The sequence below is a fragment of the Paenarthrobacter sp. TE4293 genome, assembly GCF_050435325.1.
Taxonomy (GTDB): domain Bacteria; phylum Actinomycetota; class Actinomycetes; order Actinomycetales; family Micrococcaceae; genus Arthrobacter; species Arthrobacter nitroguajacolicus_C.
In genome coordinates this window covers 84,186-109,648 of record NZ_JBNJRY010000003.1, presented here as the reverse complement: position 1 = coordinate 109,648, position 25,463 = coordinate 84,186, and the positions used below count along the sequence as shown (strand labels likewise).

The window sequence follows — 25,463 nt, the reverse complement described above, 5'->3', positions numbered from 1 at the left end:
CTGCGCAAACAGGCTCTAGGAACTACTATTGGTTCCTGAATCTGCAATTTCACCAAAACCAAGCCCCCAAGTAGACTTGCTAAAGTTTCTGCCGCGAAAAGCGCGGCCGAGGAGCACTTCACTTGAAATCGTTCTAGGAGGAACCTGTGGCAAAGGCAAAGTTCGAGCGGACTAAGCCGCACGTCAACATCGGCACCATTGGTCACGTTGACCACGGTAAGACGACGCTGACTGCCGCCATTTCCAAGGTGCTGTACGACCAGTACCCGGATCTCAACGAGCAGCGCGACTTCGCGTCGATTGACTCTGCTCCGGAAGAGCGCCAGCGCGGTATTACCATCAACATCTCCCACGTGGAGTACCAGACCGAGAAGCGCCACTACGCACACGTAGACGCCCCGGGTCACGCTGACTACATCAAGAACATGATCACCGGTGCTGCCCAGATGGACGGCGCAATCCTCGTGGTTGCTGCAACCGATGGTCCGATGGCTCAGACCCGTGAGCACGTTCTGCTCGCCCGCCAGGTTGGTGTTCCCTACCTGCTGGTCGCACTGAACAAGTCCGACATGGTTGATGACGAAGAACTCCTTGACCTCGTCGAAATGGAAGTTCGTGAGCTCCTCAGCTCGCAGGGCTTCGATGGCGATGAGGCTCCGGTTGTTCGCGTTTCCGGCCTCAAGGCTCTGGAAGGCGACCCGGTTTGGGTCAAGTCCGTCCAGGACCTGATGGCAGCTGTCGACGAGTCCGTTCCGGACCCCGTACGTGACCGCGACAAGCCGTTCCTGATGCCGATCGAAGACGTCTTCACGATCACCGGTCGTGGCACCGTTGTTACGGGCCGCGCCGAGCGTGGAACCCTCGCCATCAACTCCGAGGTTGAGATCGTCGGCATCCGCCCGATCCAGAAGACCACGGTTACCGGTATCGAGATGTTCCACAAGCAGCTCGACGAAGCATGGGCCGGCGAGAACTGTGGCCTCCTGCTCCGCGGTCTGAAGCGCGACGATGTCGAGCGTGGCCAGGTTGTCGTCAAGCCGGGTTCCATCACCCCGCACACCGACTTCGAGGCCAACGTCTACATCCTCTCCAAGGATGAAGGCGGACGTCACAACCCGTTCTACTCCAACTACCGCCCGCAGTTCTACTTCCGTACCACGGACGTAACCGGCGTTATCACCCTGCCGGAAGGCACGGAAATGGTTATGCCTGGCGACAACACTGAGATGACCGTTGCGCTCATCCAGCCGATCGCTATGGAAGAGGGCCTCGGCTTCGCTATCCGCGAAGGCGGCCGCACCGTTGGTTCGGGACGTGTCACCAGCATCATCAAGTAGTCACTACTTGTAGATCTGTGACCTTCCGGCCCAGCCGGTAGTTAGCTAAAAAGAACCCCACCGCTTCGGCGGTGGGGTTCTTTTTGATACAGTTACGCTATCGATTGGATAAAAGTGGGGTGTGCGGCTTGCCCTGCGACATCAAGGAGTGGTCATGGAAGTCCTGCTAGTACTGATACTCCTGGCGGTTACAGGGGCGGTCAGCCATGCCATCGGCCGCGGGCGTTGCAGGAAAGACGCTGCACGGATAAGCGCCCCATCGGGGGAAGCCGAACACCGGGCCTACCAGGCCGGATACCTTGCGGGCCACATGGCCGGGTGGCGTGACGCCGAGGCCAAGAAGAAGGCAACTGAAGTTCCCACGCGCCTGCCCCAAGTTTCCTCACCCCATGAGGCCGCGGGGGTCGCCGGCCCGGTGCCCACCCCTGTCGCCGGCCCGGTGCCCCCAGCGGCATATCCGCCGGTGAGAACCGATCCTCCGGCGCCGGTCCCTTCGTGGCCGGTCCCTTCGTGGCCGTCGCCCCTCCCGCAAGAGCATGTTGGCGCTCCGTTCCATGCTCCAGTGACCATGCCGCCGTCGAGAGTTCAACCGTCCGCAGTTCCGCAGCGCCCGGTCGTGGTGGCCCAACAACAGTGGGCTGGGAGCCAGATCCCACCCGTCGAACGGGAAACCCCCGAGCAAGCCGCAGCGCGAAAGGCCAAGCGGGACCAGCAGAACATCAACGTCACTCTCTATGTCGCGAGTCTTCTGCTGGTTGCCGCAGGGGCATTGTTCGTCGGGACAAACCTTCCTGGGCTCTTCCGCTTCGCGGGTATCTGCTTCATCACCTGCCTGTTCTATGGTGCCGGCCTGATCATCCACAGCAAGGTGCCGCGTTTGCGCCCGGCTGCGGTCGCCTTCGTGGGCACGGGGTTGGCCCTCATCCCCGTCACGGGTCTTGCCATGTACAACTTTGTGCTTCACAACGGGCCAAGCGCTTGGCTGCTGACATCGCTGCTGGGAACAGCCGTGTATGCCTTTACTGCGGTTCGCTTGGACAACAAGATCCTGGCCTTCCTTTCCCTGAGCTTCGTTGTTTCCACCGCGTGGTCCGGGGTTTCCGTGCTGGGTGGCGCTTTGGTCTGGTACTTCACCGCGCTGATCGGCGTCGCCATTGTCCTTACCCTGGGTGCGTTGATTCGTCCGCGGTGGTTGCCGGCACTGTATGTTCGTCCGCTGATGATGCTTCATCCGTATGTGGTGCCGCTGGTGGCGCTTGCGGTGACGTTTACGCCGCAGCTGTTGGCCAAGGGCGAATACCCGCTGGTGATGCTGATGTGCGGCCTCTACTTCACCGTGATGGCCTTGGTGCCGCGCGCACGCTACAGACTGCAGCACGTCTACGGTGCGCGTGGAGCGCTGACGCTGGCATTGCTGGGTGTGGTGTGGGACGTCACGGCGGATATCAGCACGGTGCTGTTGGCCGCGATCGTCTGCCTCGGCCTCCAATCCCTGGGCGTGGCCTTCGGTGGTGCGAAACTCGCGCTGCGGCATTGGTGGATCGACGCAGTGTCCTGCCTGGGGCTGCAGTTGGCCGTGTCCGCCATCCTCACAGTGGTGTTGGGTCTCGGCGCTGACGAACTACCCACTTTTGTCCCCTTGTTCGCAGCCATGCTGACGACCATGGTGGCGGGCTGGAAGCTGGGCCACGGTACGGAGTTTGCGCCCGGCGCCGTACTGGCAGCGAGCCTGCCGTTCATGGGCATGCTGGGCGCGTGGCCTGTTGCTGTGCTCCTGGGTTCCGCCGGGGTGTACTGGTTCCTGCGCGCGGCTGTTCGCCCTGCTGCCCTTCGCCACCAGCTGGTCCTGGTGGGGCGGATGGCGCTCACGCTGGCCGCGCCCGTTGTGGCAGCGGGCATCTTCGAGGAGAGCCCGGACCGGATCCGTTTCTCCTTGGTGGCACTTGTGGCTGCGGCGGCGCTGCAGCAGCTGGTCAGCGCGGGTCTTGAACGCGTGGGAGTCCGCCTGCTGGCCCCGCAGTGGTCGCTGGCTGGATTTGCCGGGCTCGCGATGGCGGGCCTGCTGGTCCTGCCCGCATTCGACCATGCTCCGGGGCACCCCACCGTGGCCGCTGCCGTGGTGCTGGTGCTGAGCGCGGGTGTGGTCTCGGGTTTGTTGATGTTCCCGGCGACCCGGCACATCAAAGCTGGACCCACGTCCTGGCAACCCACCCTGTCTGAGTTCCTTGCGCCTGCGACTGCCCTTGCAGCCGGCACGGTGGCATGGACCGCCGTGTCCTGGGCGTTGGGAAACGTTGTGCTTCTGGTGGTCGTCGCATATTTCGTGGCAACTGCCCTTCGACTTCCTGTTTCGTTCCACCGCCAGTCTTATTGGTGGCTGGCACGTGCAGCGGGTACCTTACTGGCCGGATCGGCCTACGGTGATGCGACACGGGATGGCTGGAATGTGAGCGTGGCCGGTGAGCTTCCCACAGTTCCCCTGGTGGTAGGGGCAGTGGCGGCCGTGCAACTGGCTCTTCCCGTCTTCGCGAAGAGCCGGCGGCGGTTCCCCCACGCCTCCATCATCGATGCCGGAGTGGTCGTTGCCGTCATGGCCGCGGCAACCACCGTCCTGACTGTCGCCGGAACCGTCGGGGAACAGTTCCTGCGCGAAGGGTGGCAGCCGGGCGCAGCCGCGATATCAACGGCCCTTGCCGCTGTTCTCTGCAGTGTGCTGTTTCGCGGGCACCCGGCAGCATGGATTTTTGCACCCGCGGCCTTGGTGCTGCTCCTGGCCCTTCGGCTCGGAAACGTGCGGGACGTGGAGATCCTGTTGGCACTTTTCGCGGCCTACAGCGGATTCATGGTGGCAGTGGTGCGGGAGCGCATGGTCCGGGGCGGCTACATGCTGGGGCTCCGCATTCTGTCGCTGGCGTTCATCGGGGTGCTGATGGAAGATCTTTCGGGCTCGAGCACCGTGGTGTCCCTGTCCCTGGCCGTGATCCTGGTGCTGCAGCATGTGGGGACTTTGCTCCAGCGACGCCGTAGGGTGGACCTCGCCTTCCAGCAGGCAACGTTGTGGGTCACCTTGGCGGCTCAACTTCTGGTGCCGGCGGCTTACGTGGTGGCCGGTCATTACGACGGCGGTGGCCGTTGGGTGGTCATCGTCGAGTTGGTCTTCGCCACGGCGTCCGCTGCGATCGCCTGGCGTCTCCTGGGTGCCCGGGGATCCCAGTACTTTGGTGTCGCAGCGGTTGTTGGGGGAGTGATCACTGCCGGTCCTGCCCTGCTGTTCCCCGCGGACACGTGGCTCCACCAGCCGCTCCTGGACAAGGCGCAGGTTCCGGTGGTGCTCCTCGGCGTTGCTGCCGTGATCATGGTTCTGCGGATAGTCCATGCCGTTCTCCGTCCAGGCTGGCCTGCCTCCGTGCATGCTGCTGAGCGCTGGTTCTGGTTCATTTCGTCCCTTTCCTTCGTGCTGACTGGTGGCCTGCTGACGCTCGGCGTGTCCTCCTCCCTGACAGGCCTGGCTGTACTGGTCTTCGCGTCCGTCCTGTTCGCTGCCTCGCATGTGGAGAACGTGCCCGCTCTCTACCTCGGTGCGGCTCCCGCCGTGCTGGTAGGTGCCGTACCCGCCGTCGAAGGCTTGCTCACGGGCCTGACACCGGGAGTGTGGAGTAACTACGCCCCCTGGCTGGTGGGGGGTCTTGGGACGGCCGTGGTCCTGTATGCACTCAAACTGTCCGGGGGAGCGGTCATCGGTCAGCGCCTGCGGCGAAACTCTTTGGCGGGGACCGCTGGTGTTGCGCTGGCGTCGACGGCCGCCATCGGAATGGTCCGCGATGAGACGTCGTGGGTCGGGTTCCTCCTGGTCGCAGCTACCGGCCTGCTGGCAGTTGTTGAGGTTCCCGACAACAAGTGGCTCACCGGGGAAATCGCGGCCTTGGTTTCCGTGGCTGCACTCCAGCGGGCAGTGCTGTTCGTAGGAAATGCCAGGCCGGACTGGTTCTGGGCCGTGCAGTGGTACGTCCTCGCCTGCGCTGTTTTAGCAGGCTTGCGCTATATCAAGGGCCAGCGGAGCGAGGGACTGCTTCGGCTCTGCATTGCCGCGGGCGTTCTGTCCATCACGTCCCTCGGGACTATTTTTGGCGGCACCCCCTCCCAGCAGCTGTATGTCCTGGTGGGGCACGCGGTGCTGCTTGTCGCTGGGCTGTTGCTGGCGGAAAGGCTCCCGGTGTGGTGGGGTGCGGCAGGTGTGGCCCTTAGTGTCATGTGGGCGCTGCGCTCCTACGCTTTCGCTATGCTGGCACTCGTCGCGTTGGCGCTCATTGTCCTGGCGGTGTGGCGTCTGAATCGGAAGCCGCCTGCCGGTCCCACATCCGGAGGGGTTCCGTCGGAGACAGTCCCATGGGGGCGGGACCGTGACGGGATCGGATAATCTGGCAGTCTACGAAAAGGAGCGCAGCATGGAATTCCTGATTTTCCTGGCAGTCGTTGCCGTCATTGGTGGCGGAGTGCTGTGGGGGCGCAAGAACTTTCGGAGTGAGATTGAACGCGCCAAACGCATCAGGCGCGCCAACAAGAACCAGTAACCCGCCGTTTTAGCAGGCCTGGGCTAGGGCTCGTGGGAGCGGGCCCGTTCCAGCGCACGCAACCAGTAGTAGGACTCCTTGGGGGTCCGCTCCAGGGTGTGGAAGTCCACGTGGACCAGGCCGAAGCGCTGGGAGTAGCCTGCCGCCCACTCAAAATTGTCCAACAAAGTCCAGACATAGTAGCCGCGCAGATCCACGTCCTCGGCAATGCCGCCGGGCCCTGTTGCAGTGAGGGCATGGCCCAGGTGCTCAGCCAGGTAGGAAATGCGATCGGTGTCCTGGAGGGGGCTGTCGGCATGCGCGGGTTCCCTAAAACTGGCTCCTCCTTCGGTGATGTAAACCGGAGGAAGCGCATCCCCATACCGGTCCTTCATCTCCCGAAGTACCAACGCCAGATATTCCGGCGCCACAGGCCAACCGAACCCAGTGGTTTCGTACTCCTGAAAAGCGGCCAGATGGAACGGAACCTTGGTCATTTCCGGAGAAGTTCCTGTGGGGATCTCTGCCGGACCAGGCCCCGCGGCCACCTTGATGGGGTAGTAGTAGTTGAGCCCATAGAAGTCCAGGGGCTGGCTGATCAGCTCGAGGTCGCCGTCGTGGACGGTGCCCAAGGAGCGGAACCACGGTTTCATCGGCAGTGGCGGTTTGGGGTACCGGCCGAGCAGTATCGCGTCCGCGTAGACGCGGTTGAGGATCAGGTCCAACGACTGGGCCATGAGACGGTCGGGGAGACTGTTGGTGGCGGGCTGGACGGGGGAGTGCATGTTGGACACCCCGATCCGGCCCTTCACGCCAGCGGCCCGCAGTGCCTGCACCGCCAATCCGTGGCCGAGGAGTTGATGGTGCGCGGCAGGCAGTGAATCGAAGAGCAGTTGGCGGCCGGGAGCATGAACGCCCAAGGCGTACCCCTGCAACGTGACGGAGACGGGCTCGTTGACCGTGACCCAGTGCTCAACGCGGTCGCCGAAGCGTTCTGCAGCGGCGGTGCAATACACGGCGAAGCGCTCCGCCGTATCCCGGTTCATCCACCCGCCGTCGTGCTCCAGTTCCAGCGGGGTGTCCCAATGGTAAAGGGTGACCATGGGGGAGATCCCCGCGGCAAGGAGTTTATCGATGAGGCGATCGTAGAAGTCCAGGCCCCGTTGGTTGATCGAACCTTTCCCGCCAGGTTGAATGCGCGGCCAGGACAGCGAGAAGCGGTAGGAGTCCACGCCCAGTTCCTGCATCAACGCGATGTCTTCGTCGGAGCGGTTGTAATGGTCGCAGGCTACGCTGGGGGAGCCGCCGTCGACGATTGCTCCTGGCTTCTCGGCGAAGGCATCCCAACCCGAGGGGCCGCGGCCATCAGCCGTCAGCGACCCTTCGATCTGGAACGCAGCAGAAGCCACCCCCAGGGTGAAGCCCGGTCGCAGGCGCGCCGCAAGATCTTCCACGGAGCCTGAATCCTGGACGGTCATGCCCCAATCTTCCTCAGCCGCAGGCTGCCGGGCAATGGCTCGCCAGGGCCAGTTCACGCGCCGATTGGCCTTTGCCCCATATTTCCGCCATACTGGATGAGTTGTTCAAGCGCTTCTTCGTGTCCCGATCCGGATAATGCCGGGTGTCAGGGTCCAGGTTGAAGCCCAAACATAACCCTGAACCCCATGGAATGCGGTCGAGTCTGCGTGGAAATCGCGACACGCCCGACCGCGGGGGTCGGTGCGCCGGCAAGGTGAGGAACCCGGAATATCCGGATTCAGCTTGTGCGGCGTGTGGTGGTAAATCCTCAAACGCTTCGGCGGCCACATTTACAGGTAAGTAAACAGAGCAGCCCTAACTAGAGCAGCACTAGCTGAAAGAGAGTCAGGCGACATGGCGGGACAAAAAATCCGCATCCGGCTGAAGTCATATGACCACGAGGTCATTGATGTTTCAGCGCGGAAGATCGTTGAGACGGTCACGCGCGCAGGCGCAACGGTAGTCGGCCCGGTGCCGCTGCCCACGGAGAAGAACGTTTACTGCGTTATTCGCTCTCCTCACAAGTACAAGGACAGCCGTGAGCACTTCGAAATGCGTACTCACAAGCGTCTGATCGACATCATCGACCCCACGCCGAAGGCCGTCGACTCGCTTATGCGTCTCGACCTGCCTGCAGACGTGAACATCGAAATCAAGCTCTAGGGAGGTGCTGAGAGACTATGACCGCAACCCGTAACGTAAAGGGCCTGCTGGGCACGAAGCTCGGCATGACCCAGGTCTGGGACGAGAACAACAAGCTCATCCCGGTAACTGTCGTCCAGGCTGACTCCAACGTCATCACCCAGCTGCGCAACGCAGAGGTAGATGGCTACGTCGCCGTCCAGATCGGCTACGGCCAGATCGACCCCCGCAAGGTCACCAAGCCGCTGGCTGGTCACTTTGAAAAGGCTGGCGTCACCCCGCGCCGCCACGTCGTCGAACTGCGTACCGCAGACGCCGCATCCTACGAGCTGGGCCAGGAGCTCTCTGTTGAGATCTTCGAAGCCGGCCAGAAGATCGACGTCGTCGGCACCTCAAAGGGTAAGGGCTTCGCCGGTGTTATGAAGCGTCACGGCTTCCACGGCGTTGGAGCTTCCCACGGTGCCCACAAGAACCACCGTAAGCCTGGCTCCATCGGTGGCGCATCCACCCCGAGCCGCGTCTTCAAGGGCCTGAAAATGGCCGGCCGCATGGGCGCCGAGCGTCACACCACGTTGAACCTCACGGTTCACGCTGTTGACGTTGAGAAGTCGCTGCTCCTTATCAAGGGTGCCGTTCCCGGTGCCCGCGGCCAGGTCGTACTCGTACGCACCGCCGTGAAGGGAGCCTAGTTCAATGACTAGCACTGTCAAGGTAGACCTGCCTGCAGAGATCTTCGACGTTCAGACCAACGTGCCGCTGCTGCACCAGGTCGTCGTCGCACAGCTCGCTGCCGCACGCCAGGGTACCCACAAGACGAAGACCCGCGCCGAGGTTTCCGGTGCAGGTCGCAAGCCGTTCAAGCAGAAGGGTACCGGCCGCGCCCGTCAGGGTTCCATCCGTGCTCCTCACATGACCGGCGGTGGCGTTGTCCACGGTCCGACCCCTCGTGACTACAGCCAGCGCACCCCCAAGAAGATGAAGGCTGCTGCACTCCGCGGCGCCCTGTCTGACCGCGCGCGTAACGGCCGCATCCACGTCATCGCTGAACTGGTAGCCGGCACCAAGCCGTCCGCCAAGGACGCACTGGCTTCGCTGCGCTCCGTCACAGAGCGCAAGAACCTGCTCGTCGTTATCGAGCGCGCCAACGATGTTGCTGCACTGTCCGTGCGCAACCTCCAGGATGTTCACGTTCTGTACGCAGACCAGCTGAACACCTACGACGTGCTTATCTCCGACGACGTGGTCTTCACCAAGGCTGCTTTCGAGGCGTTCGTCGCTGACAAGGCAAAGAACGAGGAGGCCTCCAAGTGAGCGTAACCACCATCAAGGACCCGCGCGACGTCGTGCTTGCACCCGTCGTTTCGGAAAAGAGCTACGGTCTGATCGACGAAGGCAAGTACACCTTCCTGGTGGACCCTCGCTCGAACAAGACCGAGATCAAATTGGCCGTTGAGAAGATCTTCTCGGTCAAGGTTGACTCGATCAACACCATCAACCGTGCCGGTAAGCGCAAGCGCACCAAATTCGGCTGGGGACAGCGCAAGAGCACCAAGCGTGCGATTGTCACCCTCAAAGAAGGCACAATCGACATCTTCGGCGGTCCGCTCGCGTAGCGGAGACCACTTTAACGAGGAAATAAATTATGGGAATCCGTAAATACAAGCCGACTACACCGGGCCGTCGCGGCTCGAGCGTAGCCGACTTTGCTGAAATCACGCGATCGACTCCGGAAAAGTCGTTGCTGCGTCCGCTGCACAAGACTGGCGGCCGTAACAACTCCGGTAAGATCACCACCCGTCACAAGGGTGGTGGGCACAAGCGCCAGTACCGTCTGATCGACTTCCGTCGTCACGACAAGGACGGCATCAACGCCCGCGTTGCCGAAATCGAGTACGACCCGAACCGTACGGCTCGCATCGCACTCCTGCACTACGTTGATGGCACCAAGCGTTACATCATCGCCCCCAACAAGCTGTCCCAGGGTGACTTCGTCGAGGCTGGCCCCGACGCTGACATCAAGCCGGGCAACAACCTGCCGCTGCGCAACATCCCGGTTGGTACCGTAATCCACGCAGTTGAACTGCGTCCGGGTGGCGGCGCCAAGATGGCTCGTTCCGCAGGTGCTTCGGTACAGCTCGTTGCCAAGGAAGGCCGTTTCGCCCAGCTGCGTCTGCCCTCCGGTGAAATCCGCAACGTTGACGTGCGCTGCCGCGCAACCGTCGGCGAGGTCGGCAACGCCGAGCAGTCGAACATCAACTGGGGCAAGGCCGGCCGTATGCGCTGGAAGGGCGTTCGCCCGACTGTCCGTGGTGTAGCCATGAACCCGGTTGACCACCCGCACGGTGGTGGTGAAGGTAAGACTTCCGGTGGACGTCACCCGGTTAACCCGAACGGCAAGCCCGAGGGCCGTACCCGCCGTCCGAACAAAGAGAGCGACAAGCTTATTGTTCGTCGCCGCCGTACTGGCAAGAACAAGCGATAGGAGCCTGGACACATGCCACGCAGCCTGAAAAAAGGTCCTTTCGTTGACCAGCACCTCTTTGTGAAGGTCGCACGGGAAAACGATAAGGGCACCAAGAACGTCATCAAGACCTGGTCCCGCCGTTCGATGATCATCCCCGACATGCTCGGGCACACGATCGCCGTACACGACGGACGCAAGCACATCCCGGTGTTTGTCACTGAGTCGATGGTCGGGCACAAGCTCGGCGAATTCGCTCCCACGCGGACATTCCGCGGCCATGTTAAGGACGACCGTAAGGGCAAGCGCCGCTAGGCGCCTGACCTTACGTCTTAGACGAGAGAAGGAAAGCAATGGAAGCCAAGGCTATTGCGCGTCACATCCGCGTAACGCCTATGAAGGCCCGGCGCGTCGTCAACCTTGTTCGTGGTAAGCAAGCGAATGAGGCTCTGGCAATTCTGAAGTTTGCCCCCCAGGCAGCTTCGGAGCCGGTATTCAAGGTACTTCAGTCGGCAATGGCCAACGCACGTGTCCTCGCGGACCGTGACGGCGTTGCATTCGACGACAGCGACCTGTTCATCAGCGAAGCATTCGTTGATGAAGGCCCGACCATGAAGCGGTTCCAGCCGCGTGCCCAAGGCCGCGCCTACCGCATTAGGAAGCGGACCAGCCACATCACCGTGGTCGTCGCAACCCCGGAGAAAGAGGAGGCTCGCTAAGTGGGACAGAAAGTAAACCCGCACGGGTTCCGACTCGGCATCACCACCGACCACGTTTCGCACTGGTTCGCTGACAGCACCAAGCCCGGACAGCGCTACAAGGATTTCGTCCGTGAGGACATCAAGATCCGTCAGCTCATGTCCACCGGCATGGAGCGCGCCGGCATCGCCAAGGTTGAGATCGAGCGCACCCGTGACCGTGTCCGCGTGGATATCCACACGGCACGCCCGGGCATCGTTATCGGTCGCCGCGGCGCCGAAGCAGACCGCATCCGCGGCGAGCTCGAAAAGCTCACCGGCAAGCAGGTTCAGCTGAACATCCTCGAGGTCAAGAACCCCGAGATGGAAGCACAGCTTGTTGCCCAGGGCATCGCTGAGCAGCTGACTTCCCGCGTGGCTTTCCGCCGTGCGATGAAGAAGGCCATGCAGTCCGCACAGCGTGCGGGTGCCAAGGGCATCCGTGTTGCTTGCTCGGGTCGTCTGGGTGGCGCAGAAATGTCCCGCTCGGAGTTCTACCGCGAAGGCCGTGTGCCCCTGCACACCCTCCGCGCGAACATCGACTACGGCTTCTACGAAGCCAAGACCACCTTCGGCCGTATCGGTGTGAAGGTTTGGATCTACAAGGGTGACGTAACTGCCAAGGAACTGGCTCAGCAGGCAGCTGCTGCTCCGTCCCGTGGCCGTGCAGGAGACCGTCCGGGCCGCCCGGGTGGCGACCGCCGTCGTCGTAACGACCGTCCGGCAGCTGAGGCAGCACCCGCTGCCGTTGAAGCACCGGCCGCTGAAGCTGCTGCTCCCGCAGCAGAAGGAGGACAGGCTTAAATGCTTATCCCACGTCGAGTCAAGCACCGTAAGCAGCACCACCCGGGTCGTTCCGGCGCTGCCACGGGCGGCACCAAGGTCAGCTTCGGTGAGTACGGTATCCAGGCTCTCAGCCCGGCATACGTAACCAACCGTCAGATCGAGTCCGCTCGTATCGCGATGACCCGCCACATCAAGCGTGGCGGTAAGGTCTGGATCAACATCTACCCGGACCGTCCGCTGACGAAGAAGCCTGCTGAAACCCGCATGGGTTCCGGTAAGGGTTCTCCGGAATGGTGGGTCGCAAACGTCAAGCCGGGCCGGGTTCTCTTCGAACTCTCCGGTGTCAATGAAGAGGTAGCTCGCGAGGCCCTGCGCCTGGCAATCCACAAGCTCCCGTTGAAGGCACGCATTGTGCGTCGCGAAGGTGGTGAATAGAAATGGCAGTAGGGTCGAAGGATCTCGCACCCGCACAGCTGGACGGTTTCGACAACGAGCGTCTCGTTGAAGAACTCCGCAAGTCCAAGGAAGAGCTGTTCAACCTGCGTTTCCAGTCCGCCACCGGACAGCTGGAGAACCACGGTCGCCTGCGCGCGGTAAAGAAGGACATCGCACGCATCTACACCGTTCTCCGTGAGCGCGAGCTGGGCATTCGTGCCGAGGTTGCCGCACCGGTTGTGGAAGCCAAGGAAGAAAAGAAGTCCAAGAAGGCTGCCAAGGCTGAAAAGGCCGAGGTTGAAGCTGGAGAGGACGCCAAGTGAGCGAGAAGGAAACTGTGACGGAAGCAGCAGCCAGCGCTGAACAGCGCGGTTACCGTAAGACGCGTCGCGGCTACGTTGTCTCTGACAAGATGGAAAAGACCATCGTTGTTCAGGTTGAAGACCGCGTGAAGCACGCTCTGTACGGCAAGGTTATTCGCCGCACCTCGAAGATCAAGGCTCACGACGAAGAGAACACCGCCGGCATCGGCGACCTCGTTCTCATCTCTGAGACCCGCCCGCTGTCCGCTACCAAGCGGTGGCGTCTGGTGGAGATCCTCGAAAAGGCCAAGTAAATCCGACGCCGGGCACGCCTGGCAGTGATTCACTGGAAAGGTCCGCGTTCCTTTGGGAACGCGGGCCTTTCCGCTTATCCGGCCGTTTCGGCTTCAGGCCCCGAACGTGCTAGGATATTGAGTTTGTATGGCGCCACTTGTGCGTCATCAACTACCTCGTAAACAATCGTGCCACTGCATACTGCCCCGCGCAGAGTTTTCTGCAAGGGAAGCTGATGCCTGTGGCACGGGCGTTTAGGCCTGTACTGGCAAAATCCAGGCAGGTCAAGAGACACCCCGATCAACCGTTCCGCAAGGCTCATTCCGTATGCATGATTTCGGCCTGAGAACCGGCGCGACGCAAGGAGTAAAAATTGATTCAGCAGGAGTCGCGACTCAAGGTCGCCGACAACACGGGTGCTAAGGAAATCCTTACCATTCGCGTTCTCGGTGGATCCGGTCGTCGCTACGCAGGCATTGGCGACGTGATCGTCGCTACCGTCAAGGACGCTATCCCTGGCGGCAACGTAAAGAAGGGTGACGTCGTCAAGGCTGTCATCGTTCGTACCAAGAAGGAACGCCGCCGTGCGGATGGTTCCTACATCAAGTTTGACGAAAACGCAGCTGTGATCCTGAAGAACGACGGTGACCCCCGCGGTACCCGTATCTTCGGCCCGGTTGGTCGTGAACTTCGCGACAAGAAGTTCATGAAGATCGTTTCGCTGGCCCCGGAGGTGCTTTAGTCCATGGCTAAGATCAAGAAGGGTGACCTCGTTCAGGTCATCACCGGTGCCAAGCAGGAACGCGGCGGCGACCGCGGCAAGCAGGGCAAGGTTCTGCGCGTATTCCCGGACACCAACCGCGTGCTGGTAGAGGGAATCAACCGCGTCACCAAGCACACCAAGGTCGGTCAGTCGCAGCGCGGCACCAAGACCGGTGGCATCGAGGTCGTTGAGGCCCCGATCCACGTTTCCAACGTTGCTCTGGTTGACCCGTCGACCAAGAAGCCGACCCGTGTTGGTTTCCGTCTCGACACCGTTGAGAAGGATGGCGCTACCAAGACCGTCCGTATCCGCGTGTCCAAGGCCACCGGGAAGGACATCTGATGAGTGAGACACTGTCTGAGACCACCGTCGAAACCAAGATCGTTCCGCGTCTGAAGACGAAGTACGCAGAGACCATCAAGAAGTCCCTGCAGGACGAATTCAGCTACACGAACGTCAACCAGGTTCCCCGCTTGGTCAAGGTTGTAGTGAACATGGGTGTTGGAGATGCCGCCAAGGACTCCAAGCTGATCGACGGCGCTGTCCGCGACCTCACCCTGATCACCGGCCAGAAGCCGCAGGTAACCAAGGCCCGCAAGTCGATCGCACAGTTCAAGCTGCGCGAAGGCATGCCGATCGGTGCACACGCAACTCTGCGTGGGGACCGTATGTGGGAATTCGTGGACCGTCTGGTTTCGCTGGCTCTGCCGCGTATCCGTGACTTCCGCGGCCTCAACGGCAAGCAGTTCGATGGCAACGGCAACTACACCTTCGGTCTGACCGAGCAGGTTATGTTCCACGAGATCGACCAGGACTCCATCGACCGCGTTCGCGGTATGGACATCACGGTCGTCACCACCGCCAAGACCGATGACGAAGGCCGCGCGCTGCTCAAGGCGCTTGGTTTCCCGTTCAAGACCGAAAACTAACTACGTGACAGGTCCGTCCGCGCAGGCTCCCAGGAGCGGGCGCAGCGGAAACCGGTACGAGGAAGGGCTATAGCCCAAATGACTATGACAGATCCTGTCGCAGACATGCTCACGCGTCTGCGCAATGCAAACTCGGCATACCACGACACCGTGTCCATGCCGTACAGCAAACTGAAGGCACGCGTTGCTGACATCCTGAAGGCAGAAGGCTACATTGCCGGCTGGAAGGAAGAAGACGCCGAGGTTGGCAAGAAGCTCACCCTCGACCTGAAGTTCGGTCCGAACCGCGAGCGTTCCATCGCTGGCGTCCGCCGCATCTCCAAGCCGGGTCTCCGCGTTTACGCGAAGTCCACCAACCTGCCGCACGTGCTGGGTGGCCTGGGTATCGCAATCCTGTCCACCTCTTCCGGCCTCCTGACTGACAAGCAGGCCGGTAAGAAGGGCGTGGGCGGCGAAGTCCTCGCGTACGTCTGGTAACGGGAAAGGAAGAGAATAATGTCACGTATTGGACGTCTCCCCATCACCGTTCCTGCCGGAGTTGAGGTCAAGCTCGATGGCTCCGTCATCAGCGTCAAAGGTTCCAAGGGCGAGCTGAGCCACACTGTGGCCAGCCCGATCGAGGTTACCCAGGAAGAGAACACTCTCACGGTCACCCGCCCGAACGACGAGCGCAACTCGCGTTCGCTGCACGGCCTGACCCGCACCCTGATCGCCAACATGATCCAGGGCGTTACCGAGGGCTACGAGAAGAAGCTTGAAATCGTTGGTACCGGTTACCGCGTTCAGGCCAAGGGTTCTGACCTGGAGTTCGCTCTGGGCTACAGCCACCCGGTTAACGTCTCTGCACCCGAAGGCATCACCTTCGTAGTAGAGGGTCCGACCAAGCTCTCTGTTTCGGGTATCAATAAGCAGCAGGTCGGCGAGGTTGCTGCCAACATTCGCAAGCTGCGCAAGCCTGACCCCTACAAGGGCAAGGGTGTCCGTTACGCCGGCGAAGTCATCCGCCGCAAGGTCGGAAAGGCTGGTAAGTAAACCATGGCCATCGCAATTAACAAGAAGCGTTCGAACAAGAGCAAGTCTGCTGCACGCAGCCGTCGCCAGCTTCGTATCCGCAAGCGCATCACCGGTACGGCTGTACGTCCTCGTCTGGTCGTCAACCGTTCGGCACGTCACGTATTCGTCCAGGTTGTCGATGACAGCAAGGGTGTAACCGTGGCTTACGCTTCCACACTGGAAGCTGACCTTCGCGCATTCGACGGAGACAAGACTGCCAAGGCCAAGCGCGTCGGCGAGCTCGTTGCAGAGCGCGCCAAGGCTGCAGGCGTCGAGGCTGTTGTCTTCGACCGTGGCGGTAACAAGTACCACGGCCGCATCGCCGCCGTCGCTGACGGTGCTCGCGAAGGTGGGCTGGCACTGTGACCGTTGAAAATAACGAAAAGGACATTCAGGTGACTGAAGCTGTAGCTGCTGAAGCAACTGAGACCGCACCCGCTGCCGACGACCGCCGCGGCGGACGTCGTGGCGAGCGCGGCGACCGTGGCCAGGGCCGCGGCGACCGTGGTGGCCGTGGTGGCCGCGACGGCGGTCGTGAGGCTGAGAAGAGCCAGTTCGTAGAGCGCGTTGTCACCATCAACCGCGTTGCCAAGGTCGTCAAGGGTGGTCGTCGCTTCAGCTTCACCGCCCTCGTCGTCGTCGGTGACGGCAACGGTATGGTCGGCGTCGGCTACGGCAAGGCCAAGGAAGTTCCCGCTGCTATCGCAAAGGGCGTTGAAGAGGCCAAGAAGTCCTTCTTCCGCGTTCCCCGCGTTGGCAACACCATCCCGCACCGTGTGCAGGGTGAGGCTGCTGCAGGCGTAGTCCTGCTGCGTCCGGCTTCCGCCGGTACCGGTGTTATCGCCGGTGGTCCGGTCCGCGCGGTATTGGAGTGCGTGGGTATCCACGACATCCTCTCCAAGTCGCTCGGTTCTTCCAACGCGATCAACATCGTTCACGCGACCGTTGCCGCTCTGAAGCAGCTCGAAGAGCCCGCTTCCGTGGCTGCCCGCCGTGGCTTGCCGCTGGATGAGGTTGCTCCTGCTGCTCTGGTGCGCGCGCTCCAGAACCAGAAGGCAGGTGTTTAGTCATGGCTAAGAACCTGACTCCCTCCGACGCCAAGTTGGAGATCACCCAGATCAAGGGCGTCATTGGCGCCAAGCAGAACCAGATCGCCACCCTCCGGTCCCTCGGCCTCAAGCGCATCGGACACACTGTTGTCCGCACCGCCGACGCCGTGACCGTTGGAATGCTGAACACGGTTCCGCACCTCGTGAATGTAGAGGAGGCGAAGTAATGGCAGAGAACAAGACCGCCGCAGAGACTGCTGAGAAGCAGAACACTCTGAAGGTCCACCACCTGCGTCCCGCCCCGGGTGCCAAGACCGCCAAGACCCGTGTTGGTCGTGGTGAAGGCTCCAAGGGTAAGACCGCTGGTCGCGGTACCAAGGGTACGAAGGCCCGCTACCAGGTAAAGGCTGGCTTTGCCGGCGGCCAGCTGCCGCTGCACATGCGCCTGCCGAAGCTGCGCGGCTTCAAGAACCCGTTCCGGGTTGAGTTCCAGGTTGTCAACCTGGAGAAGCTCAACGAGCTGTTCCCGGAAGGTGGCGCTGTCACCGTTGAGTCCCTGGTTGAGAAGGGTGCGGTTCGCAAGAACCAGCCCGTGAAGGTGCTTGGCACCGGCGACATCACCGTCAAGGTTGATGTTACGGCCCACGCATTCTCCGCCAGCGCTACGGAAAAGATTGCAGCAGCAGGCGGAAGCACCACTGCTCTCTAAGAGCCAGTGGGGCAGATGCCCGTTGTAAAAAAGATCCCGGTACGCGGGGCTTCGGCCCTGTATACCGGGATCTTTTTGCGTGATTGTGGACTCTCGATTATTACGACGGCGTCACAAGCAGTTAGACTCGGTTGTTGGGTTTCATTGAGCCCGATCACATCCTTGTACTTTCTACTCAGGAGGACGCTTGCTAAGCGCATTCGGCCGGGCGTTTCGGACGCCTGATTTGCGACGCAAGTTGTTGTTCACGCTGGGAATCATCACAATCTTCCGCTTGGGAGCTTTTATCCCCTCGCCTGGTGTGAACTACCAGAATGTCCAGCAATGCTTGAACAGCGGTGACACCTCGCAGGGCATCTACCAGCTGGTGAACTTGTTCAGCGGCGGCGCGTTGCTGCAGGTATCAGTCTTTGCCTTGGGCATCATGCCCTACATCACGGCGAGCATCATCGTTCAGTTGCTTCGGGTGGTCATTCCCCGGTTCCAGCAACTCTACGAAGAGGGCTCCTCGGGACAGTCAAAGCTGACGCAGTACACCCGCTACCTCACTATTGCCCTCGGACTGCTGAACGCCACCACGCTGGTGTCGCTGGCCCGATCCGGCCAGCTGCTCCCGGGCTGCAACCTGCCCATCATTCCTGACGAGAGCATCATCGCCACGATCCTCATCATCATCACGTTGACGGCCGGTACCGGCCTGATCATGTGGATGGGCGAGCTGGTCACGGAAAAGGGCGTGGGCAACGGTATGTCGCTGCTCATCTTCACCTCCATCGCTGCAAGCTTCCCGGGTTCGCTGGGCTCCATCTGGGAGACCAAGGGCCCTGGCACCTTCTTCATGGTGTTGGCTGTCGGCCTGCTGACCGTAGCCTTGGTTGTTTTCGTGGAGCAGTCGCAGCGCCGCGTTCCGGTCCAGTACGCGAAGCGTATGATTGGACGCCGCACCGTGGGCGGAACCAGCACCTACATTCCCATCAAGGTGAACATGGCCGGCGTCGTGCCTGTCATCTTCGCGTCCTCCATGCTCTACCTGCCCGGCCTGATTGCGCAGTTCAACCAGCCGGCACCTGGTGAGCAAATGGCACCCTGGGTTGAGTGGATCACCAACAACCTCACCCGTGGCGACCACCCCATTTACATGGCGCTCTACTTCGCCATGATCGTGTTCTTTACGTACTTCTATGTCGCCATCACCTTCAACCCTGAAGAAGTGTCGGACAACATGAAGAAGTACGGCGGGTTCATTCCGGGCATCCGGGCGGGTAAACCGACCGCGGACTACCTGCAGTACGTGCTTTCCAGGATCACCTTGCCTGGAGCCCTTTACCTGGGCTTCGTGGCATTGATTCCGCTGGTTGCACTCGTCCTGATCAACGCCAACCAGAACTTCCCGTTCGGTGGCACGTCAATCCTGATCATGGTGGGTGTCGGCCTGGAGACCGTCAAGCAGATTGATGCGCAGCTACAACAACGTCACTACGAAGGGCTTTTGCGATGACGAGAATGCTGATCATTGGACCTCCCGGTTCGGGCAAGGGTACACAGGCTGAGCGGATTTCCGAGCGCCTCGGCGTAGTCGCCATTTCCACCGGCGACATCTTCCGTGCCAACGTCAAGGGCGAAACCCCCTTGGGTATCGAAGCCAAGAAGTACATGGACGCAGGCGACTTCGTTCCGGACAGCGTCACGAACGACATGGTTCGGGACCGCCTGAGCCAGAGCGACGTGGAGAACGGCTTCCTCCTGGACGGTTACCCGCGCACCACGGCGCAGGTCGACTATCTGGACCAGATCCTTGCCGAAGGCCAGCAGGAGCTCGACGTCGTGCTCCAGCTGACTGCCGACGACGAAGAGCTGGTAACCCGCCTTCTGGGCCGCGCCAAGGAAACCGGCCGCTCGGACGACAACGAAGCCGTGATCCGCCACCGCCTTGATCTCTATCACGAGCAAACCGAAGCGGTTGTGTCCAAGTACGCCGAGCGTGGCATCCTCACGCAGGTTGATGGCATTGGCGGTATCGATGAAGTTACCGACCGTGTCCTCACGGCGATTGAATCGGCGAAGGCCGTCTAGCGTGTTTTCCACATAGCCGGTCCGCCGGCTCTGGAGCAAGGGGTGTGTCCCGTACCATTGGTGCGGGGCACACCCTTTTCGTTTCGCGGCTGACTGTTGGGGGACCGCATGCAAACTGCTTTATTTGGGCACAGCCGGATTTCGGGGCTTGAGGTTTACCTGCCGCCTGCCCGGCTGGACGCGGCCGCTGTCGAGCGTCGGATTGGCGAGTGCAGTCCGGGGTTCCGGGTTCCGAAGGGGCTTATCGGACGTGTGACGGGCATCCGCTCCCGGAGCGTCATGGCCGATACCGAACAGGCGTCCGATCTTGCGGCCAATGCTGCCGCCAAGGTCATGGCCGAATGCGGACTGCAGGCTCCGGAGGTAGACCTCCTGATTTTCGCCTCGGCAAGCCAGGACATGGTGGAGCCCGCCACCGGACACATGGTTGCGGCAAAACTGGGGCTCGCCTGCCCGGTGATGGACGTCAAGAACGCCTGCAATAGTTTCCTGAACGGCGTTGAAGTGGCCGACTCGTTGATCGGCTCGGGGCGTTACGCCCGGGTGCTGGTAGTGACCGGCGAGTCGCCGTCAAGGGCGGTGCGGTGGCAGGTCCCGGACTTCGAGACCTTCGCGTCCAGCTTTCCCGGCTACACCATGAGCGACGGCGGTGCTGCTGTCCTGCTTGAGGCGGCAGACCATGAGCCGGCGGGTCCCGACGGGACGGCCGGCATCCTCTCCATGGCCTTCACCGCACGGAGCAGCCACTGGTCCGTGGGAACGCTCGCGGCCGGAGGGTCAGCTTTTCCGCGCGATCCTGAGGCTACGTACTTCAGCATGGACGGTGAGAAGCTGAAGGACGCCTTCCTGGATCTTGGGTGCGAGATCCTGGACCAGACCCTCGACCGGCTTGACCTTTCGTGGACGGACTTCGCGGTGGTGTGTGTGCATCAAGTCAGTGCGCCTTACCGGGGAATCTTCGCTGAGCGCGCAGGCGTCCCCACCGAATTACTGGTCCCTTCCGTCGAGGATTTCGGCAACCTTGCTTCGGTCAGCCTTCCGCTGCAACTGAAACTTGCCACGGACAGCGGGCGGTGTGGGCCGGGCGACCTCGTCGCATTGGTGGGCATGGCGGGTGGCGTAAGCCTGGGCATGGCGGTGGTGCGGCTGTGACGGCAGGGAAGACACAGCCCGGTGTGTCGAACCCGGGATTGGCAAGCACGCGTCCCACCCAGCCGTTGTGCGTCGCCGTCCCGATGCTGAACGAGGAGAAACTGGTGCGGCAGACGCTGGAGTCCCTGGCCGCCCAGGAGTTCAAGGATTTCACGGTTGTGGTGGTGGACAACGGCTCCACTGACAGCAGTTGTGACATTGTGGCCGGCTTCGCGGCGGAACATCCCGACATGGACATCCGGCTGGTGCACGAGGCGCAGAAGGGCACCGGCGCGGCAGCAGACACCGGCATGAGGTTTGGTGTGGACCACGGCGCGGTATGGCTGGCCCGCACCGATTCCGATTGCCTGGCAGCTCCCGACTGGACGGCAAGGATCATGGCCGCCTTCGATGACGGGCTGGAACTCATCGCAGGGCAGCTGAACCCGAGACTGGATGAGGAAATCACCGCCGGCGAACGGCGCATGATGCTGCTCGCCGTAGAGGTCGCCTCATTCTTTGGCCGGATTCGTCCCGGCAACAAGGGGGAAGGGTATTTAGGCCCTTACCAGATGCTTCCAGGCTGCAACATGGCCATCACGGCGGAGATGTACCACCGCTCCGGGGGATTCCCCCGTTCCAGGATCGAAGACCTCCACGAGGACCGGGCACTCTCCAACCGCGTGCGCAAGCTGACGCGGAACTACGCCCTCAGACGCGATGTTGTGGTCTTTGGTTCTTCCCGCCGGGTCAAGGCCTGGGGATTGAAGAACACCCTGGCATGGTACGCAGACCACCGGTACCGTCCCGACCACGTGGATATCCGGTGACCAAGGACGCAGCTACCGCCGAACGGTGGGAGCGGCGGATCCACCTTGGTGCCCATCCGTTGCTGTATCCGATGATCCGGGGCCTGGGGAGTGTTCGGCCGGTGGTCCGGCTGCCAGGTCTGGGAGTGCTGGTCAGCGAAGCCGGACTGGTGCGCGAGGTCCTGATGGACCCGGAGAGATTCGTGAAGAACGGTCCCTCGGGTTCGGGCGCCCTCTGGACACCGGTGGTGGGTCCCAAAGCCCTGGTGAACATGGATGGGGAGGAGCACAGGAAGTTGCGGCAGCGCCTCGGCGACCTCTTCACTCCGCGATCCGTGGCGGGGATCGTGGAACCTGCGGCGTCCGCCCTCGGCACGCGGATGACCAGGGAACTGGATTCGGGAGCTTCACTGGACTTGGTGGACTGCGTCAAGGACATGGCCGGAGGAGTCATCTCCAGGCTGCTGGGCGTGCCCGATGACGCGCCAGGGAGGCTGCCCAACAGTGAACTTTTTACTTTGGGCTCGTCCATTTCCTCGCTTGTCCGCCTGGGGCGCCCCACCCTGACGCCCCGGCAAGTCGCCAAGGGCCGCTCCGCCGTCGAAATCCTGGCGGGACCGGCCAGGTTGGCCTACCGCGAGAGCGACCCCGGGACCTTTCCCGGAAGGTTGCGCGAACTCGGGATGTCCGAGGATGAGGCGATGGGCATCATCAGTGCTTTCGTGATGGTGGGCACGGAAACGCTGGTCTCTTTCCTGCCCCGCCTGGTGGCCCTGCTGACCGACAGCGGAAGGATTAAAGGACTGGCCAACGATCGCTCCACCGTTCCTTCCGCTGTCAACGAGGCTCTGCGGTTCACGGTGCCGTCACCCATGATGCTGCGGGACGCAGTGCAGCCAGGGAAGATCGGAGGGGCAGAGGTCCGGGCGGGGGACCGGATCCTGCTTTCCACCATCCACGCCGCCAAGAGCCTGCGCGGTTTCAATCCAGGACAGGCCATGCCCCCGCAAGCACGCCAGTTGTGGTTCGGCGCCGGAGCACATTTCTGTATTGGCATGCCGCTGGCCATGGCCGAGATCAACGCCACGCTGGAACTCCTGCTGGACCGGTATTCGCACCAACCCTGGACCATCTCGTCCCGCCGCGTCAGCCGGGGTGTCCTGATCCCCGGGTATAAGAGTTTGGAGCTGTCCAATGCCTGAGGAATCGGCGCAGGAATCGATGGTCGCTGAGACGGTCAGTGCTGACCTGATCGCGGCCGTGTATGCCGCCGCGGAGCGGTTTCCGGAGCATCCTGCCATCACGGCACCCGGCAGGGCGCGCCGCATCCAAGGCCGGAACGGCACTCCTTCCGTGAAGCCCGGGAAGACCATCACCTACCGTGAACTGGTGGAGGGGATCGAAGCCACGGCGCTGAGCCTCCAAGAGGATGGCTTCGGCGCCGGGGAGCGCATGTTGTTCTCCGTGCGGCCCAGTCCGGCGGCGTTCATCCTGGCCTTGGGTGCCGTCCGGGCGGGCGGTTCGGTGGTCTTTATTGATCCGGGAATCGGGCCGTCCCTGTTTCGCGACCGTGCTGGGCTTGCCGCTCCGCGGTGGGCAGCCTCGGAGTCGCTCCTGTATGCGCTGAGCACCAAAAGCCCTTTGCGGCCCCTTGCCCGGCGCAGGGGATTGCTCCTCCCGGACTATGGCGCCATGGATGTCCGCCACTACTATTCGGGGCCGTGGCTCCCCGGTGTGCCATCGGGTGCGACGCCGGTCAGAGCCCTTGCTGCGAAGGCAACACCGGCGACGGCGGCCATCGCCGCCAATACGGCCGCGACCCATGCCGGCGCAGAAGTGAACGCTTCCTCGCAGGAAGCTGTCATCATCTTCACCTCGGGGACCACCGGTGCTCCCAAAGGCGTCGTCCACACCCGCGGCTCGCTCGCGGCGGGTTTTGAACAACTGAGTACGCGCTGCACCTTCAGGGAGGGCGACAGGGTCCACTCGGAGCAGCTCATGATGGGCCTGCCGGCCCTCATTGCAGGCGCTCACTGGACCATGCCTGCCTACGGGTTCTCCTCCCACATAGACCCGCTCCGTCTGGCCGGTGAATTGGGGCCGGTGGCCGGCAAACGCACAGCGTACGACGGCGCCACCCACCTTTTCCTGGTGCCGTCACAGTTGGCGCCCATCCTCGATTCGATCGACGACGGAACAGTCACACTGCCGTCCTCGCTGAGGACAGTCATGCTTGGCGCTGCGCCGATCCTGGCACCCTTCCTGAAACGGGCGATGCGTCTGCTCCCGGGCATCGACTTCAAGCTGATCTACGGCATGACGGAAGCTCTCCCGATCGCGGTAGCCGACGGACTGGAGAAACTGGCCTTCGCATCGGGAGCAGAGGCCGAGGTCACCACTCCGGATGGCAGCGGCGAAGGTGACTTCCTGGGCGAGCCGCTGCCCGCCGTCGGAATCCGGGTGGCAGCAGACCACGAACTGTCTGTCCGCGGTCCCAACGTGTGCCATGGCTACCTGGGCGAAGATCCGATGGTGGAACACGCTACGGGGGACCTGGTGCGGTTGGACAACGGTGGCGGTGGTGCACCGAGGCTGGTGATGATCGGGCGTAAGAAGGACATGATCATCCGAGGTAAAACCAATATCTACCCGGCGCTGTACGAACCCGTCATTGCAGGGATCACCGGAGTACAGCATGCGGTGATGGTCGGCGTGCCGGATGACATCGGCGACGAAGCGGTGTGGCTGGCGGTCGTCCCCATGGCAGGAGAACCGGTTGCCACAGTAAAGTCGCGTCTGGACCGTGAACTCCCCAGGCTCATCGACGAATCCGCGCTCCCGGACCACATCGAATTCCTGGCTGCCATTCCCTTGAGCGGCAGGCATCGGAAACCGAACCGTGACGTGCTGCGGCAGGAGTTCGCGTCCCGCACCGGCACAGGGGCGGCACAATGAGGATCGCGGTCACCGGAGCTACCGGATTCGTCGGGGGAGCCGTGGCAAGCGCCGCGGAAGCGCAGGGCTGGGAGGTGGTCCGCTTCGCCAGACGGCGTGGACCCGGCCTCACCTACTGGGACATGACAGGTCTGCCGCCGGCCCGTGTTCCCCGGGTCGACGCCGTGGTGCATGCGGCGGCACACGTTGCCGACTGGGGCGATGCGTCCCTCTTCCATCGGGCAAACGTCCTGGGCACCCGCGCCATCGCTGAGGCCTTCGCCGGAACCCGCTTGGTTCACATATCAAGTTCAAGCGTCTACCCCTGGTGGGAGCCGTGCGTTAACCGTGCGGAGGACGAGGTGGCCACCCGCCACCTCAACGCATACGGACACAGCAAGACGCTCGCCGACGTCGAGGCCCGTCGCCATGGCAATGCCGTGGCCCTGCGCCCTCACGGTGTCTACGGCCCGGGTGACCGGACGCTCCTGCCCCGCCTGATCAGCAACGTCCGGAATGGCCACCTGCTGAGTGTCGGAAACCCCCAGGTGAAGCACCAATTGACACACGTGGACAACCTGGCGCGGGCTGTCCTGGCCTCTTGCCAGTCAGAGGTTCGGGGAGCCGTCAATGTTGGTGACGCCGGGCCTGTGGAACTCGGCGACGTCCTTCGACAAGTACTCGATGCCACAGGACTCGACGGGGTGGCCATCAGGTACCTTCCGGAGCAAGCGGCCATGGCTCTGGCCCGCGCGTCGGAGACGCTGTCGCGGGCCACCGGCCGAACTCCACGGCTCACGCGCTACGCGGTCAGCCAACTTGGCCGGGAACGAACCTATTGTCTGGAACGGCTCCGCCGGGAGTTGGGAATCGAGCCAATTTCGACCACGGTCGCTGATGCGGGAAAATGGTTCAAGCACGGGGCCTGATCGGCTCCGACAGTAAACCTTC

Annotated in this window: 31 protein-coding genes; 30 read left to right on the top strand and 1 reads right to left on the bottom strand. The window is 62.3% G+C overall.

Annotated features, from left to right (window positions below; translation table 11 throughout):
• The first annotated feature begins 146 nt into the window (after positions 1–146).
• The 3 genes from tuf (at position 147) to QF015_RS06840 (ending at position 5,908) form a co-directional block, all read left to right on the top strand.
• The gene (tuf, locus tag QF015_RS06850; RefSeq protein WP_011775598.1) at positions 147–1,337 is read left to right on the top strand and encodes an elongation factor Tu; all 1,191 of its coding nucleotides are present in this window, start codon (positions 147–149) and stop codon (positions 1,335–1,337) included.
• A 154-nt stretch (positions 1,338–1,491) separates the two neighbouring features.
• Positions 1,492–5,754 (top strand): hypothetical protein, encoded by a 4,263-nt coding sequence (locus tag QF015_RS06845; RefSeq protein WP_429387925.1) that lies wholly within the window; start codon positions 1,492–1,494, stop codon positions 5,752–5,754.
• Positions 5,755–5,782: 28 nt separating this feature from the next.
• On the top strand, positions 5,783–5,908 hold the full coding sequence (locus tag QF015_RS06840; protein WP_310206019.1) for a hypothetical protein: 126 nt from the start codon (positions 5,783–5,785) through the stop codon (positions 5,906–5,908).
• 23 nt (positions 5,909–5,931) lie between these two features.
• On the opposite strand, the gene QF015_RS06835 is transcribed toward QF015_RS06840, so the two are convergent.
• Positions 5,932–7,365: a GH1 family beta-glucosidase gene (locus QF015_RS06835; RefSeq protein WP_310206016.1), complete on the bottom strand. Its 1,434-nt coding sequence runs from the start codon at positions 7,363–7,365 to the stop codon at positions 5,932–5,934.
• 394 nt (positions 7,366–7,759) lie between these two features.
• Here QF015_RS06835 and rpsJ point away from each other — a divergent pair, with 394 nt between their 5' ends.
• From rpsJ to QF015_RS06700, 27 genes are all read left to right on the top strand, one after another.
• A complete protein-coding gene (rpsJ, locus tag QF015_RS06830) occupies positions 7,760–8,068 on the top strand; it encodes a 30S ribosomal protein S10 (protein WP_003803825.1) in 309 nt (102 codons plus the stop codon).
• 17 nt (positions 8,069–8,085) lie between these two features.
• On the top strand, positions 8,086–8,736 hold the full coding sequence (rplC, locus tag QF015_RS06825) for a 50S ribosomal protein L3 (protein ID WP_026539807.1): 651 nt from the start codon (positions 8,086–8,088) through the stop codon (positions 8,734–8,736).
• 4 nt (positions 8,737–8,740) lie between these two features.
• Positions 8,741–9,358, top strand: a complete 618-nt coding sequence (gene rplD / locus QF015_RS06820; protein WP_018776684.1) for a 50S ribosomal protein L4 — start codon at positions 8,741–8,743, stop codon at positions 9,356–9,358.
• Complete coding sequence (rplW, locus tag QF015_RS06815) at positions 9,355–9,660, top strand: 50S ribosomal protein L23 (RefSeq protein ID WP_011775593.1); 306 nt, start codon at positions 9,355–9,357, stop codon at positions 9,658–9,660. The genes rplD and rplW overlap by 4 nt, the downstream gene beginning before the upstream one ends.
• A gap of 29 nt (positions 9,661–9,689) precedes the next feature.
• Positions 9,690–10,529, top strand: a complete 840-nt coding sequence (rplB, locus tag QF015_RS06810; RefSeq protein WP_011775592.1) for a 50S ribosomal protein L2 — start codon at positions 9,690–9,692, stop codon at positions 10,527–10,529.
• A 12-nt stretch (positions 10,530–10,541) separates the two neighbouring features.
• The gene (rpsS, locus tag QF015_RS06805) at positions 10,542–10,823 is read left to right on the top strand and encodes a 30S ribosomal protein S19 (protein WP_011775591.1); all 282 of its coding nucleotides are present in this window, start codon (positions 10,542–10,544) and stop codon (positions 10,821–10,823) included.
• 38 nt (positions 10,824–10,861) lie between these two features.
• The gene (rplV, locus tag QF015_RS06800; RefSeq protein WP_090817766.1) at positions 10,862–11,227 is read left to right on the top strand and encodes a 50S ribosomal protein L22; all 366 of its coding nucleotides are present in this window, start codon (positions 10,862–10,864) and stop codon (positions 11,225–11,227) included.
• The gene (gene rpsC, locus QF015_RS06795) at positions 11,228–12,049 is read left to right on the top strand and encodes a 30S ribosomal protein S3 (RefSeq protein ID WP_011775589.1); all 822 of its coding nucleotides are present in this window, start codon (positions 11,228–11,230) and stop codon (positions 12,047–12,049) included. It abuts the gene before it with no gap.
• The gene (gene rplP / locus QF015_RS06790; protein WP_003803795.1) at positions 12,050–12,466 is read left to right on the top strand and encodes a 50S ribosomal protein L16; all 417 of its coding nucleotides are present in this window, start codon (positions 12,050–12,052) and stop codon (positions 12,464–12,466) included. It begins immediately after the preceding gene.
• A 2-nt stretch (positions 12,467–12,468) separates the two neighbouring features.
• Positions 12,469–12,789 (top strand): 50S ribosomal protein L29, encoded by a 321-nt coding sequence (gene rpmC, locus QF015_RS06785; protein ID WP_014922387.1) that lies wholly within the window; start codon positions 12,469–12,471, stop codon positions 12,787–12,789.
• Positions 12,786–13,082, top strand: coding sequence for a 30S ribosomal protein S17 (rpsQ, locus tag QF015_RS06780; protein ID WP_011775587.1), 297 nt, complete (start codon positions 12,786–12,788; stop codon positions 13,080–13,082). The genes rpmC and rpsQ overlap by 4 nt, the downstream gene beginning before the upstream one ends.
• Positions 13,083–13,435: 353 nt before the next feature.
• On the top strand, positions 13,436–13,804 hold the full coding sequence (gene rplN, locus QF015_RS06775; protein WP_003803789.1) for a 50S ribosomal protein L14: 369 nt from the start codon (positions 13,436–13,438) through the stop codon (positions 13,802–13,804).
• A gap of 3 nt (positions 13,805–13,807) precedes the next feature.
• A complete protein-coding gene (rplX, locus tag QF015_RS06770; protein ID WP_062073171.1) occupies positions 13,808–14,167 on the top strand; it encodes a 50S ribosomal protein L24 in 360 nt (119 codons plus the stop codon).
• Positions 14,167–14,754 (top strand): 50S ribosomal protein L5, encoded by a 588-nt coding sequence (rplE, locus tag QF015_RS06765; protein ID WP_310206013.1) that lies wholly within the window; start codon positions 14,167–14,169, stop codon positions 14,752–14,754. The genes rplX and rplE overlap by 1 nt, the downstream gene beginning before the upstream one ends.
• Before the next feature lie 78 nt (positions 14,755–14,832).
• A complete protein-coding gene (rpsH, locus tag QF015_RS06760) occupies positions 14,833–15,231 on the top strand; it encodes a 30S ribosomal protein S8 (RefSeq protein WP_024817585.1) in 399 nt (132 codons plus the stop codon).
• 18 nt (positions 15,232–15,249) lie between these two features.
• Entirely contained in the window at positions 15,250–15,786 is a 537-nt protein-coding gene (rplF, locus tag QF015_RS06755; RefSeq protein WP_310206008.1) for a 50S ribosomal protein L6, read from the top strand.
• A gap of 3 nt (positions 15,787–15,789) precedes the next feature.
• Complete coding sequence (rplR, locus tag QF015_RS06750; protein ID WP_011775582.1) at positions 15,790–16,173, top strand: 50S ribosomal protein L18; 384 nt, start codon at positions 15,790–15,792, stop codon at positions 16,171–16,173.
• Positions 16,174–16,202: 29 nt separating this feature from the next.
• On the top strand, positions 16,203–16,874 hold the full coding sequence (rpsE, locus tag QF015_RS06745; RefSeq protein WP_026539813.1) for a 30S ribosomal protein S5: 672 nt from the start codon (positions 16,203–16,205) through the stop codon (positions 16,872–16,874).
• A gap of 2 nt (positions 16,875–16,876) precedes the next feature.
• Positions 16,877–17,083 (top strand): 50S ribosomal protein L30, encoded by a 207-nt coding sequence (rpmD, locus tag QF015_RS06740; protein WP_018776677.1) that lies wholly within the window; start codon positions 16,877–16,879, stop codon positions 17,081–17,083.
• Positions 17,083–17,565, top strand: coding sequence for a 50S ribosomal protein L15 (rplO, locus tag QF015_RS06735; RefSeq protein WP_310206004.1), 483 nt, complete (start codon positions 17,083–17,085; stop codon positions 17,563–17,565). Before rpmD ends, rplO begins: the two co-directional genes overlap by 1 nt.
• 187 nt (positions 17,566–17,752) lie before the next feature.
• Complete coding sequence (gene secY / locus QF015_RS06730; protein ID WP_310206001.1) at positions 17,753–19,063, top strand: preprotein translocase subunit SecY; 1,311 nt, start codon at positions 17,753–17,755, stop codon at positions 19,061–19,063.
• A 5-nt stretch (positions 19,064–19,068) separates the two neighbouring features.
• On the top strand, positions 19,069–19,638 hold the full coding sequence (locus QF015_RS06725; RefSeq protein ID WP_310207052.1) for an adenylate kinase: 570 nt from the start codon (positions 19,069–19,071) through the stop codon (positions 19,636–19,638).
• 108 nt (positions 19,639–19,746) lie between these two features.
• On the top strand, positions 19,747–20,790 hold the full coding sequence (locus tag QF015_RS06720; RefSeq protein WP_429387918.1) for a 3-oxoacyl-ACP synthase III family protein: 1,044 nt from the start codon (positions 19,747–19,749) through the stop codon (positions 20,788–20,790).
• Complete coding sequence (locus tag QF015_RS06715; RefSeq protein WP_429387915.1) at positions 20,787–21,599, top strand: glycosyltransferase; 813 nt, start codon at positions 20,787–20,789, stop codon at positions 21,597–21,599. Before QF015_RS06720 ends, QF015_RS06715 begins: the two co-directional genes overlap by 4 nt.
• The gene (locus QF015_RS06710; RefSeq protein WP_310205991.1) at positions 21,596–22,780 is read left to right on the top strand and encodes a cytochrome P450; all 1,185 of its coding nucleotides are present in this window, start codon (positions 21,596–21,598) and stop codon (positions 22,778–22,780) included. Before QF015_RS06715 ends, QF015_RS06710 begins: the two co-directional genes overlap by 4 nt.
• The gene (locus tag QF015_RS06705; RefSeq protein ID WP_429387913.1) at positions 22,773–24,533 is read left to right on the top strand and encodes a class I adenylate-forming enzyme family protein; all 1,761 of its coding nucleotides are present in this window, start codon (positions 22,773–22,775) and stop codon (positions 24,531–24,533) included. Before QF015_RS06710 ends, QF015_RS06705 begins: the two co-directional genes overlap by 8 nt.
• Positions 24,530–25,441, top strand: coding sequence for an NAD-dependent epimerase/dehydratase family protein (locus QF015_RS06700; protein WP_429387911.1), 912 nt, complete (start codon positions 24,530–24,532; stop codon positions 25,439–25,441). Before QF015_RS06705 ends, QF015_RS06700 begins: the two co-directional genes overlap by 4 nt.
• The last annotated feature ends 22 nt before the right edge of the window (positions 25,442–25,463 follow it).